8 protein-coding genes are annotated in these 13,711 nt (G+C 60.5%); all 8 read left to right on the top strand.

The features are described from left to right. Positions 1 to 99 precede the first annotated feature (99 nt). The 8 genes from BJ917_RS22305 to BJ917_RS22270 all read left to right on the top strand — a co-directional run bounded on the left by BJ917_RS22305 (position 100) and on the right by BJ917_RS22270 (position 13,657). Positions 100 to 696, top strand: a complete 597-nt coding sequence (locus BJ917_RS22305) for a superoxide dismutase (protein ID WP_096509270.1) — start codon at positions 100 to 102, stop codon at positions 694 to 696. Between the two features lie 897 nt (positions 697 to 1,593). Next, a complete protein-coding gene (locus tag BJ917_RS22300; protein WP_096509269.1) occupies positions 1,594 to 3,645 on the top strand; it encodes a bifunctional diguanylate cyclase/phosphodiesterase in 2,052 nt (683 codons plus the stop codon). Positions 3,646 to 3,931: 286 nt separating this feature from the next. Next, positions 3,932 to 5,275: an imelysin family protein gene (locus tag BJ917_RS22295; protein ID WP_121104568.1), complete on the top strand. Its 1,344-nt coding sequence runs from the start codon at positions 3,932 to 3,934 to the stop codon at positions 5,273 to 5,275. A 292-nt stretch (positions 5,276 to 5,567) separates the two neighbouring features. Continuing rightward, positions 5,568 to 6,995, top strand: a complete 1,428-nt coding sequence (locus tag BJ917_RS22290) for a di-heme oxidoredictase family protein (protein WP_121104566.1) — start codon at positions 5,568 to 5,570, stop codon at positions 6,993 to 6,995. 24 nt (positions 6,996 to 7,019) lie between these two features. Further along, a complete protein-coding gene (locus BJ917_RS22285; protein ID WP_096509266.1) occupies positions 7,020 to 8,084 on the top strand; it encodes an imelysin family protein in 1,065 nt (354 codons plus the stop codon). Positions 8,085 to 8,098: 14 nt separating this feature from the next. Next, positions 8,099 to 9,196, top strand: coding sequence for a DUF1513 domain-containing protein (locus tag BJ917_RS22280; protein ID WP_096509265.1), 1,098 nt, complete (start codon positions 8,099 to 8,101; stop codon positions 9,194 to 9,196). Positions 9,197 to 9,413: 217 nt separating this feature from the next. After that, complete coding sequence (locus BJ917_RS22275) at positions 9,414 to 10,562, top strand: efflux RND transporter periplasmic adaptor subunit (protein ID WP_096509264.1); 1,149 nt, start codon at positions 9,414 to 9,416, stop codon at positions 10,560 to 10,562. 14 nt (positions 10,563 to 10,576) lie between these two features. Continuing rightward, on the top strand, positions 10,577 to 13,657 hold the full coding sequence (locus tag BJ917_RS22270) for a multidrug efflux RND transporter permease subunit (protein WP_121104564.1): 3,081 nt from the start codon (positions 10,577 to 10,579) through the stop codon (positions 13,655 to 13,657). The last annotated feature ends 54 nt before the right edge of the window (positions 13,658 to 13,711 follow it).

Raw genomic sequence — 13,711 nt, 5'->3', positions numbered from 1 at the left:
ACACCTGCGCCGCAAAGAGTATAAAACTCCCCGGCGCTTGTCTGGCCGCCCGTGATCGGCCTTGCGCCCACCGCAACTGACCTGATTAGGAGATCCACCATGGCTTTCGAATTGCCGCCACTGCCTTACGCACACGATGCACTGCAGCCGCACATTTCCAAGGAAACTCTGGAATACCACCACGACAAGCACCACAACACCTACGTCGTGAACCTGAACAACCTGGTGCCAGGCACCGAGTTCGAAGGCAAGACCCTGGAACAGATCGTCAAGACTTCCTCGGGTGGTATCTTCAACAACGCCGCTCAGGTCTGGAACCACACTTTCTACTGGAACTGCCTGGCGCCAAACGCTGGCGGTCAACCAACCGGCAAACTGGCTGAAGCCATCAACGCTGCGTTCGGTTCGTTCGACAAGTTCAAGGAAGAGTTCAGCAAGACCTCCATCGGCACCTTCGGCTCCGGCTGGGGCTGGCTGGTGAAAAAAGCTGACGGTTCCCTGGGCCTGGCCAGCACCATCGGCGCCGGCAACCCGCTGACCAACGGCGACACCCCGCTGCTGACCTGCGACGTCTGGGAACACGCCTACTACATCGACTACCGCAACCTGCGTCCTAAGTACGTTGAAGCGTTCTGGAACCTGGTCAACTGGAAGTTCGTGGCTGAGCAGTTCGAAGGCAAGACCTTCACCGCTTAAGCTCGATGCCAGTCAAAAAACCCGGCTTTTATGCCGGGTTTTTTATGGGCCGGGTAATGAGCGAAGAGTTGTGGCGCTTGGTCGGCCGTCATCGCTGCGATTCGGCGACCCGACAAGCCAGCTCCCACGGGGAGTCGGTACATCCACGAAAATCAGGTCGACTGTTCGGCCGTCATCGCTGCGATGCGGCGACCCGACAAGCCAGCGCCTACAGGGGAACGGGTACATCCGAGAAAGCCAGGTCGGCTATAAGGCCGCCTCGCGTTGCTTTGGCTTTTGATCTTCTTGCCACCTCGAGAGGCCGAGTGGAGGTTCTGCGCAGTGGGCAACCCGGCATGGATGCCGGGTTAGCCGCGCCCGGCCAGGGATGGCCGATCGCGGCGGGCCCACGGAGCAGGACCGGAACGAGGGTATGCCGAGCATTAGCGAGGCACCGAACGAAAGGGGCAAGAGCCCTTGGTTACTTGGGGCTTTTCCAAGTGACTCGCCGTAAGGGCGAAACCGCAAGTGGCCGTTACCGCAGCAACGGATATGTACTCAGTCAACAAGGTCAGGTCGGCTGTTTGGCCGTCTTCGCTGGCAAGCCAGCTCCTACAGGAAAATCGCGCCAATACACAAAGCGGGTCCATTCCCCAGGATGAAACGAGCCTTCACCCCCTTGCCCCCCCGCCACAGCCGTCTAAGATCAACCAGAAGGAAAATATCTCCACCTCCCCCCTCAAGTTGAAGGACTCGACAACCGACACAGTACTAATCGGACAATTACCCCAGTCAAGACCCTATCGGCCAAGCTGCAGGCAAAATCCCGCAAGGATGATTGTCCCTTTGACTGCCATCACGGGATTGCCAATACTCATGGCAACTTGATGCTACCCGCACGGAACAAGGAATAGCCTTTTGAAGCTGGAACTCAAGAACAGCTTGTCGGTGAAGTTGCTCCGGGTCGTGCTCCTGTCGGCATTGATCGTCGGCGTGGTCTTGAGCTGCGCGCAGATCGTTTTCGATGCCTATAAAACACGCCAGGCCGTCGCCGGCGATGCCGAACGCATTCTGGACATGTTTCGTGACCCCTCGACCCAGGCCGTCTACAGCCTGGACCGGGAAATGGGCATGCAGGTTATCGAAGGCCTGTTTCAGGACGACGCCGTACGCCAGGCTTCCATCGGCCATCCCAATGAAGCCATGCTCGCGCAAAAATCCCGCGAATTGCAGCAGTCCAACAGTCGCTGGCTGACCGACCTGATCCTAGGGCAGGAACGCACGTTCACCACCCAGTTGGTGGGTCGCGGCCCGTACAGCGAGTATTACGGTGACTTGAGCATCACCCTCGACACGGCCACCTACGGACAAGGCTTTATCGTCAGTTCGGTGATCATCTTCATTTCCGGCGTGCTGCGCGCCCTGGCGATGGGGCTGGTGCTGTATCTGGTTTATCACTGGCTGTTGACCAAACCCCTGTCGCGGATCATCGAGCACCTGACCGAAATCAATCCGGATCGTCCCAGCGAACACAAGATTCCGCTGCTCAAGGGCCACGAGAAAAACGAACTGGGGATCTGGATCAACACCGCCAACCAATTGCTGGAGTCCATCGAACGCAATACCCATCTGCGCCACGAAGCGGAAAACAGCCTGTTGCGCATGGCCCAGTACGATTTCCTCACCGGCCTGCCGAACCGCCAACAATTGCAAACGCAACTGGACAAGATTCTGGTCGATGCCGGCAAACTGCAACGCCGGGTTGCCGTACTGTGCGTCGGCCTCGACGACTTCAAGGGCATCAACGAACAATTCAGCTACCAGACCGGCGACCAGTTGCTGCTGGCCCTGGCCGATCGCCTGCGGGCGCATAGCGGACGCCTCGGCGCCCTTGCACGCCTCGGCGGCGACCAGTTCGCCCTGGTCCAGGCCGATATCGAGCAGCCCTACGAAGCCGCCGAACTGGCCCAAAGCATTCTCGATGACCTGGAAGCGGCGTTTGCCCTCGATCATCAGGAAATCCGCCTGCGCGCCACCATCGGCATCACCTTGTTCCCCGAAGACGGCGACAGCACCGAGAAGCTGCTGCAAAAAGCCGAGCAGACCATGACCCTGGCCAAGACCCGCTCGCGCAATCGCTATCAGTTCTATATCGCCAGCGTCGATACCGAAATGCGCCGCCGTCGCGAGCTGGAAAAAGACCTGCGCGACGCCCTGGCCCGCGAGCAGTTCTACCTCGTCTACCAACCGCAGATCAGCTACCGCGATCACCGGGTAGTCGGCGTCGAGGCATTGATTCGCTGGCAGCACCCGGAACACGGGCTGGTTCCACCGGACCTGTTCATCCCGCTGGCCGAGCAGAACGGCACCATTATCGCCATCGGCGAGTGGGTACTGGATCAGGCCTGCAAGCAGTTGCGCGACTGGCACGACCAGGGCTTCAGCGACCTGCGCATGGCGGTGAACCTGTCTACCGTGCAACTGCACCACGCCGAGTTGCCAAGGGTGGTCAACAACCTGCTGCAAATGTATCGCCTGCCACCGCGCAGCCTGGAGCTGGAGGTCACCGAAACCGGCCTGATGGAAGACATCAGCACCGCCGCCCAGCATTTGCTCAGCCTGCGTCGTTCCGGCGCGCTGATCGCGATCGACGATTTCGGTACGGGGTATTCCTCGCTGAGCTATCTGAAAAGCCTGCCGCTGGACAAGATCAAGATCGACAAGAGCTTCGTTCAGGACCTGCTCGATGACGACGACGATGCGACCATCGTTCGCGCCATCATCCAGCTGGGCAAGAGCCTGGGCATGCAGGTGATCGCCGAAGGCGTGGAAACCGCCGAACAGGAGGCTTACATCATCTCCGAAGGCTGCCATGAAGGTCAGGGCTATCACTACAGCAAACCACTGCCCGCAAGGGAGCTGGGCGCTTATCTGAAGCAGGCCCAGCGCAGCAACGCCGCGATTATGTAAAGACTGCCGCCGCGTTTGCCCCCCTGTAGGAGCGAGCTTGCTCGCGATGAATTTGAAGGTGACGCGTTTTTCCAGAAAGCCCGCGTCATCGTTCACGCCCATCGCGAGCAAGCTCGCTCCTACAGAGGGCAAAGACGGCGGCGTTTTTTTTATCCGCGCTATCCGTCCCGCGAATAAGAAATATTTCCAAGAACAACTCTTTACACATAATGCGAAAGATTTGCATTATGTGGCACTTTGCGCGCCGGGCGCGCCATTCAACCCCTCTCGAAGCAGGATGTTCGCCATGATTCGTATGCCTCTGGCTACCGCCAGTCTGTTGGCCATCGCAATTTCTCTCGCCGGTTGCGGTGAAGGCAAAGACAAGGAAAAAGCTGCCGTACCTGCGCCGGCTGCCAGCACCGCTGCGGCCCCGGCTGCACCTGCCGCGGCCGGTAAAGTCGATGAAGCCGCTGCCAAAGCCGTTGTCGCCCACTATGCCGACATGGTTTTCGCGGTTTACAGCGACGCCGAATCCACCGCGAAAACCCTGCAAACCGCCGTCGATGCCTTCCTCGCCAAGCCGAATGCCGACACCCTGAAAGCCGCCAAGGCGGCCTGGATCGCGGCCCGCGTTCCTTACCTGCAAAGTGAAGCGTTCCGCTTCGGCAACACCATCATCGACGACTGGGAAGGACAGGTGAACTCCTGGCCACTGGACGAAGGCCTGATCGACTACGTCGACAAATCCTACGAGCACGCGCTGGGTAACCCGGGCGCCACCGCTAACATCATCGCCAATACCCAAATCCAGATCGGCGAAGACAAGGTCGACGTGAAGGACATCACCCCGGAAAAACTCGCCAGCCTGAACGAGTTGGGCGGTTCCGAGGCCAACGTCGCCACGGGCTACCACGCCATCGAATTCCTGCTCTGGGGCCAGGACCTGAACGGCACCGGCCCAGGCGCCGGCAACCGTCCAGCTTCGGACTACCTGGAAGGCAAAGGTGCCACCGGCGGCCACAACGATCGTCGTCGCGCTTACCTGAAAGCCGTGACCCAACTGCTGGTCAGCGACCTGGAAGAAATGGTCGGCAACTGGAAGCCGAACGTGGCCGACAACTACCGCGCCACCCTGGAAGCCGAACCGGCTGAAAGCGGCCTGCGCAAAATGCTGTTCGGCATGGGTAGCTTGTCCCTGGGCGAACTGGCAGGCGAGCGCATGAAGGTTTCCCTGGAAGCCAACTCCCCTGAAGACGAGCAGGATTGCTTCAGCGACAACACCCACAACTCGCACTTCTACGATGCCAAGGGCATTCGCAATGTGTACCTGGGCGAGTACACCCGCACCGACGGCAGCAAAATGACCGGCGCCAGCCTGTCGTCGCTGGTGGCCAAGGCCGACCCGGCGGCCGACACCGCGCTGAAAGCCGACCTGGCCGCGACTGAAGCCAAGTTGCAGGTCATCGTCGATCACGCCAACAAGGGTGAGCACTACGACCAACTGATCGCCGCGGGCAACACCGCTGGTAACCAGATCGTCCGTGATGCCATTGCTTCGCTGGTCAAGCAGACCGGTTCGATCGAAGCCGCTGCTGGCAAACTGGGGATCGCCGACCTGAACCCGGACAACGCTGATCACGAATTCTGATCAACGCGGGCTGAGTGAACAAGAAAGGCGACCTCCGGGTCGCCTTTTTCATGCCTGATATTTGCGGTGATGCTGATGGCCTCATCGCGGGCAAGCCCGCTCCCACAGTATCCGTGCTGATCACATCATCTGTGAGCACCTTCAATCCCTGTGGGAGCGTGGCTTGCCCGCGATGGCCGCGACACGATCTCAAACCCTGCCCCACATCAAGCAAACGATAATTCCTCTTATTCAAATTCCCATCCCCTGTTAGACTTTGCGCCCCCGTTTTACTCGTCTTGCAGGATGTCTGATGCCCCCGCTGCTTCTTCGCTTGTCCGCACTGTTTCTGGCCCTGGGCCTGAGTGCCTGCGATGACGCCCCGCGTTTTACCAAGGCAGAACCCGGTGAAGCCCGCTCCGGGGGCGGTACGACCGTGCGCAAGACTGACCAGAACGCTTTCTCGCTGCCATCAGCCAACCTGCCGCCATCGCGGCGCGTGGATTTCAGTGTCGGCAACAGCTTCTTTCGCAGCCCCTGGGTGATCGCCCCGTCGACCACCACCGCCCGTGACGGCCTCGGCCCGTTGTTCAACACCAATGCCTGCCAGGGCTGCCATATCAAGGACGGCCGCGGTCACCCGCCGGCGCCGGGTGCACAAAACGCCGTGTCGATGCTGGTGCGCCTGTCGATCCCCGATACCCCGGCCTACGCCAGAATCATCGAGCAGCAGGGCGTGGTGCCCGAACCGGTCTACGGCGGGCAATTCCAGGACATGGCCGTGCCCGGCGTCGCCCCGGAAGGCAAGGTGCGGGTCGATTACACACCGGTGCCGGTTCGCTTTAAGGACGGTACCGAAGTCGAGCTGCGCAAGCCGACCTTGAACATCACCCAGCTAGGCTACGGCCCGATGCACCCCGACACACGTTTCTCGGCGCGGGTTGCACCACCCATGATCGGCCTGGGCTTGCTGGAAGCCATCCCTGAAGAGGCCATTCTGGCGAACGCCCAGGCCCAGGCGAACGAGAAAAACGGCATCACCGGACGCCCGAACCGGGTCTGGGATGACGCCCAGCAGAAAACCGTCCTCGGGCGATTTGGCTGGAAAGCCGGGCAACCCAATCTCAATCAACAGAATGTTCACGCGTTTTCCGGGGATATGGGCCTCACGACCCGCCTCAGACCCTTTGATGACTGCACCGATGCACAAACCGCCTGTAAACAGGCACCCAGCGGCGCCGGTCCCGATGGCGAGCCGGAAGTCAGCGACAACATCCTGCGTCTGGTGCTGTTCTACACCCGCAACCTTGCCGTACCGGCGCGCCGCAATGTCAACGCGCCTGAAGTGCTGGCCGGCAAGAACCTGTTTTACCAGGCCGGTTGCCAGTCCTGTCACACACCGAAATACACCACCGCCGCCAACGCCGCCGAACCTGAACTGGCCAATCAAGTGATTCGGCCGTACAGCGATCTGCTGCTGCACGACATGGGCGACGGTCTGGCCGACAACCGCAGCGAATTCCAGGCCGGTGGCCGCGACTGGCGTACCCCGCCGTTGTGGGGCATCGGGTTGACGCAAGCGGTCAGTGGTCACACCCAGTTTTTGCACGATGGCCGCGCCCGCAACCTGCTCGAGGCCGTGCTTTGGCATGGCGGCGAAGCTGCGGCTGCGCGTCAACAGGTTTTGTCTTTCGATGCCGGGCAGCGCGCTGCGTTGCTGGCGTTTTTGAATTCCCTTTAATTCGCACTCCAGCGGGAGCCCGACATGTTCCGTCCCAAATTATTGTTCACCAGCCTTGCCGCGCTCGCCCTGGGCGCCTGCTCGCCGCAAGACCCGCAGGCCGTCACTTCGGCGGCCATCGCCAAGTCGGTGATTCTGCCGACCTATACCCGCTGGGTTGAGGCCGATCGCCAACTGGCCGTCAGCGCCCTCGCCTATTGCGAAGGCAAGGAAACCCTGGAAACCGCCCGCGCCGATTTCCTGCACGCGCAGAAAGCCTGGGCCGAGCTGCAACCGCTACTGATCGGGCCACTGGCCGAAGGCAACCGTTCGTGGCAGGTACAATTCTGGCCAGACAAGAAAAACCTTGTCGGCCGTCAGGTCGAACAACTGGTTGCCGCGCAGCCACAGATCGACGCCGCCGCGCTGGCCAAGTCCAGCGTTGTGGTTCAGGGCCTGTCGGCCTACGAATACATTCTGTTCGACAGCAAGCCTGATGTGACCAACGCCGAGCAGAAGGCCAAGTACTGCCCGCTGCTGATCGCCATCGGCGAGCGTCAGAAACAATTGGCCGAAGAGATTCTGCAAACCTGGAACAACACCGACGGCATGCTCGCGCAGTTGAGCAAATTCCCGAACCAGCGCTATGCCGACTCCCACGAAGCGATCGCCGATCTGCTGCGTGTGCAGGTCACTGCCCTCGACAGTTTGAAGAAAAAACTCGGCACGCCGATGGGCCGTCAGACCAAGGGTGTGCCGCAACCGTTCCAGGCCGACGCGTGGCGCAGCCAATCGTCCCTGACGGGCATGGAAGCCAGTCTCGCCGCCGCCAGAACAGTGTGGGAAGGTGTCGACAATAAAGGTCTGCGCGGTCTGTTGCCGAGCGACCAGAAACCACTGGCCGACAAGATCGACGCCGCTTATGCCGCATCGTTGAAACTGTTTGCCAGCAACCAGCGCTCGTTGACCGAAATGCTCAATGACGACGCCGGTCGCCAGCAACTCAACGATCTTTACGACAGCCTTAACGTCGTCCACCGCCTGCACGAAAGCGATCTGGCCAAGGCGCTGGGCATCCAACTGGGCTTCAACGCCAATGACGGTGACTGATGAGGGCGACTTCCATGCTGCGACGTCAGGCTCTGACTTTAGGTAGTTTGCTGCTGGGAGCAGTGACACTGGGCGGCTGGACGCTGTTCAAGCGCAAGGATCAAAGCCCGTTGCTGCTGTCAGCGCGGGACGATACCGACGGCAAGCACTATGCCGTCGGTTATCGGCTGGATGGCACCCGGGTATTTGCCACCCGGGTCGGCCAGCGCTGCCACGACATCATCAACCACCCGACGCTGCCGATCGCGCTGTTCGTCGCCCGGCGACCGGGCACCGAGAGCTACCTGATCGACCTGCGTGACGGTACGTTGCTGCAAACCGTGACGTCGCAGCCGAACCGGCACTTCTACGGTCACGCGGTGGTTCACCACAGCGGCGACTGGCTGTACGCCACCGAAAACGACACGACAGATCCGGGTCGCGGCCTGCTCGGCGTATACAAATTCGAAGGCGAACGCCTGGTCCACAGTGGAGAGATTTCCACCCACGGCATCGGCCCGCATCAGGTGTCGTGGATGCCCGATGGCGAAACCCTGGTGGTGGCCAACGGCGGGATTCGTACCGAGGCTGAAAGCCGTGTCGAGATGAACCTCGACGCCATGGAGCCGAGCCTGGTCCTGATGCAACGCGACGGAACATTGCTGAGCAAGGAAACCCTCGCCCAACAGATGAACAGCGTGCGTCACCTGGGCATTGCCAGCGACGGCACCATCGTCGCCGGCCAGCAATTCATGGGGGCATCGCACGAGCGCTCGGAGCTGCTGGCCATCAAGCGTCCCGGTCAGCCCTTCGTGGCGTTCCCGGTGCCCGAGCATCAGTTGCAGGCCATGGGGCACTACACCGCGAGCGTCGCCGTGCACAGCGACTTGCGCCTGGTGGCGTTGACCGCGCCACGGGGCAACCGCTTTTTCATTTGGGATATGGACAGCGGTGAAGTGCGCCTGGACGCGCCACTTCCCGATTGCGCCGGCGTGGGCGCGGTGGCCGACGGTTTTGTCGTGACCTCGGGACAGGGACGCTGCCGGTACTACGATTGCCGCCAGACAAATCTGGTTGCAAAACCGTTGGAACTGCCGGCGGGGCTCTGGGACAACCATTTGCACCTGATCTGAACAACTCGCTCTTTGTAGGAGCAACGCTTGCTCGCGATGGCGGCCGCACATTCAACATCGTGTTGACTGAAATACCGCTATCGCGAGCAATCGAGCGTCGACCGGCTGCTCCTACAGATTTGGCATCTGCCTGTAATAAGTGCCAGTTGGATTCCCCTTCCCAGTCGCGGTAATGTGCCCCTCTGTCTCACCTGATTTACTCCAAGGAACTGGAAATATGCTGCGTCGCCGCATGCTGATCATGTTGGGGGTAGTTCTGCTGATCGTGCTGGTGCTGGCCGGGTACAAAGCCTTCTCCATCTACACGATGATCCAAGGCTTCTCCAAGCCGAAACCACCGATCAGTGTCGCCGTGGCCACGGCCACCGAACAGCCGTGGCAGGCGCGCCTGCCTACGGTTGGCACCCTCAAGGCACTGCAAGGTGTGGATCTGAGCCTGGAGACCGATGGCACCGTCGTCGATGTGCAGTTCGAGTCGGGACAGAAGGTCAAGGCCGGCCAACCCATCGTCCGGCTCGACAGCGCCGTGGAAAGTGCCCTGCTCGAAACCGCCCTCGCCGACCTCGGGCTGGCCCAGGTGGACTACACCCGCGGCAGTCAACTGGTGGGCAGCCAGGCCATTTCCAAAGGCGAGTTCGACCGACTCTCGGCGGTATTGAAAAAGAGCAAGGCCACCGTCAACCAGCTCAAGGCTGCGCTTGGCAAAAAAAGCATCCTCGCGCCCTTCAGCGGGACCATCGGCATTCGCCAGGTCGATGTCGGCGACTACGTGGCCACCGGCACCATGATCGCTACCCTGCAAGACCTCAGCAGCCTCTACGTCGATTTTTTCGTGCCCGAGCAATCGGTGCCGAAGATCGCCGTTGGCCAGCCGGTGCAGATCATCGTCGCGGCGTTTCCGACGGAGGAATTCCCCGGCACCATCAGTGCGATCAACCCGAAAGTCGAGAACAGCACGCGCAACGTGCAGGTCCGCGCAACCCTGGCCAACCCCGATGGCAAATTGCTCCCCGGGATGTTCGCCAGCCTGCAGGTGATTTTGCCCGACCCGCAGCGGCGCATCGTCGTGCCTGAAAGCGCGATCACCTACACGCTCTACGGCAACTCGGTCTATGTCGCCGTCCAAAAGAAAGCCGAAGACGGTAGCGTGGAAAAAGACGACAAGGGCCAACCTGTCCTGATCGCCGAGCGACGTTTCGTCGAAACCGGCGAGCGCCGCACGGGCGTGGTGATGATCACCAAAGGCCTGCAGAACGGCGAAACGGTGGTGACTGCCGGCCAGATCAAACTGGACAACGGTGCGCACATCGCCATCAGCGACGACAAGACGCTGTCCGAAAAGAACAGCCGGCCACGCGCTGACTGATCAAGGAACCCCCAATGGCCTTTACCGACCCGTTCATCCGTCGCCCGGTGCTCGCCACCGTGGTCAGCCTGCTGATCGTGCTGCTGGGCTTCCAGGCCTGGAGCAAGTTACCGTTGCGCCAATACCCGCAAATGGAAAACGCCCTGATCACGGTGACCACCGCCTACCCCGGGGCCAACGCCGAAACCATCCAGGGCTATATTACCCAGCCGATGCAACAGAGCCTGGCCAGCGCCGAGGGCATCGACTACATGACCTCGGTCAGCCGCCAGAACTTTTCGGTGATCTCGATCTACGCACGCATCGGCGCCAATAGCGACCGATTGTTTACCGAACTCCTGGCCAAGGCCAACGAGGTCAAGAACCAGTTGCCCCAGGACGCCGAAGACCCGGTCCTGAAGAAGGAAGCCGCCGACGCCTCGGCGCTGATGTACATCAGCTTTTTCAGTGAGGAATTGAGCAACCCGCAGATCACCGACTACCTGTCGCGGGTGATCCAGCCGAAACTGGCAACCCTGCCGGGCATGGCCGAAGCCGAAATTCTCGGCAACCAGGTGTTTGCGATGCGCCTGTGGCTGGACCCGGTGAAACTCGCCGGTTTCGGCCTGAGTGCCAGCGACGTGACCAATGCGGTGCGCCAGTACAACTTCCTCTCCGCTGCCGGCGAAGTGAAGGGCGAGTACGTGGTCACGAGTATCAACGCCAGTACCGAACTCAAATCCGCCGAAGCTTTCGCGGCGATCCCGCTCAAGGTCGAGGGCGACAGTCGTGTGCTGTTGCGTGACGTCGCGCGGGTTGAGATGGGGGCGGAAAACTACGACACCATCAGTTCCTTCGGCGGTACGCCCTCGGTGTATATCGGCATCAAGGCCACACCCGGTGCCAACCCGCTGGACGTGATCAGGGAGGTGCGCAAGATCATGCCCGATCTTGAGGCCCAGCTGCCGCCGAACCTCAAGGGTGAAATTGCCTATGACGCCACGCTGTTCATCCAGGCTTCGATCGACGAAGTGGTGAAAACCCTCTTCGAGGCCGTGCTGATCGTGATCGTGGTCGTGTTCCTGTTCCTGGGTGCACTGCGGTCGGTGGTGATCCCGGTGGTCACCATCCCGCTGTCGATGATCGGCGTGATGTTCTTCATGCAGATGATGGGGTATTCGATCAACCTGCTGACTCTGCTGGCGATGGTGCTGGCCATCGGGCTGGTGGTGGACGACGCCATTGTGGTGGTGGAAAACATCCACCGTCATATCGAGGAAGGCAAGACACCGCTGGACGCGGCCATTGAAGGTGCCCGGGAAATCGCCATGCCGGTGGTATCGATGACCATCACCCTGGCGGCCGTTTATGCCCCGATCGGTTTCCTGACAGGGCTGACCGGGGCACTGTTCAAGGAGTTCGCCCTGACCCTGGCCGGGGCCGTGGTGATCTCGGGTATCGTTGCCCTGACGCTGTCGCCGATGATGTGCGCCTTCCTGCTGCGTCACGATGAAAACCCGACCGGCCTGGCCCACCGCCTCGACCTGATTTTCGAAGGCCTCAAGCACCGTTACCAACAGCTGCTGCACGGCACCCTGAACACCCGACCGGTGGTGTTGGTGTTTGCCGTCATCGTGCTGTGCCTGATTCCGGTACTGCTCAAGTTCACCAAATCGGAACTGGCGCCGGATGAGGACCAGGGCGTCATTTTCATGATGGCCAACGCCCCGCAACCGACCAACCTCGATTACCTGAACACCTACACCGACAAGTTCGTCTCGATCTTCAAGACGTTTCCCGAATACTACTCATCGTTCCAGATCAACGGTTTCAACGGTGTGCAATCAGGTATCGGCGGTTTCCTGCTCAAGCCCTGGAACGAACGCAGCCGGACCCAGATGCAGATCCTGCCCGATGTTCAAGCCAAGCTGGAAAGCATCGCGGGGTTGCAGATTTTCGGCTTCAACCTGCCTTCGTTGCCGGGTACCGGCGAGGGCCTGCCCTTTCAGTTCGTGGTCAATACCGCCAACGATTACGAGTTGCTGTTGCAAGTGGTGGACCGGGTGAAAAAACGCGCGCTGGAGTCCGGCAAATTCGCGTTCATCGATGTCGACCTGGCCTTCGACAAACCCGAAGTGGTGGTGGATATCGATCGAGCCAAGGCGGCACAGATGGGCGTATCGATGCAGGACCTGGGCGGAACGCTGGCAACCTTGCTGGGTGAGGCGGAGATCAACCGCTTCACCATCGAAGGCCGCAGTTACAAAGTCATTGCGCAGGTTGAACGGCCCTATCGTGATAACCCTGACTGGCTGAACAATTACTATGTCAGGAACACCAAGGGTGAACTGCTGGCCCTGTCGACCCTGATTACAGTGACCGACCGGGCCCGGCCGCGGCAATTGAACCAGTTCCAGCAACTCAACTCGGCGATTCTTTCCGGGGTGCCGCTGGTCAGCATGGGGGAAGCCATCGACACCGTGCGCCAGATCGCCCGGGAAGAAGCGCCGGTGGGATTTGCCTTCGACTACGCCGGCGCGTCGCGCCAATACGTGCAGGAAGGCAGCGCGTTGTGGGTCACCTTTGCCCTGGCATTGGCAATCATTTTCCTGGTGCTGGCTGCCCAGTTCGAAAGCTTCCGCGACCCGCTGGTGATTCTGGTAACCGTACCGCTGTCGATCTGCGGCGCATTGCTTCCGCTGTTTCTCGGCTGGTCAAGCATGAACATCTACACCCAGGTCGGATTGGTGACACTCATCGGGCTGATCAGCAAGCACGGGATCCTGATCGTCCAGTTTGCCAACCAGTTGCGCAAAGACAAAGGCCTGTCACCGCGCGAGGCTGTGGAGGAAGCCGCGTCCATCCGTCTGCGTCCGGTGTTGATGACAACCGCCGCGATGGTGTTCGGCATGGTGCCGTTGATCATCGCCACGGGCGCTGGTGCGGTCAGTCGGTTCGATATCGGCACGGTAATCGCGACGGGGATGTCGATTGGTACGCTGTTTACGTTGTTTGTGTTGCCGTGTGTGTACACCCAGCTGGCAAACCCGATAAGACCAAACAACACTGATCAACCTTGTGGGAGATTCTATGTTGCAGGCTCGCCCCTAAAGTGATTTGTGCAAGATTCCAGTTAGCGGCAACAAAAAAGGCCTCGCATCAGCGAGGCC

Source organism: Pseudomonas sp. WPR_5_2 (assembly GCF_003634475.1).
Lineage (GTDB): Bacteria > Pseudomonadota > Gammaproteobacteria > Pseudomonadales > Pseudomonadaceae > Aquipseudomonas > Aquipseudomonas izuensis.
Note: the sequence above shows the minus strand (reverse complement) of the source record. Positions and strands in the feature narration are given on the sequence as shown.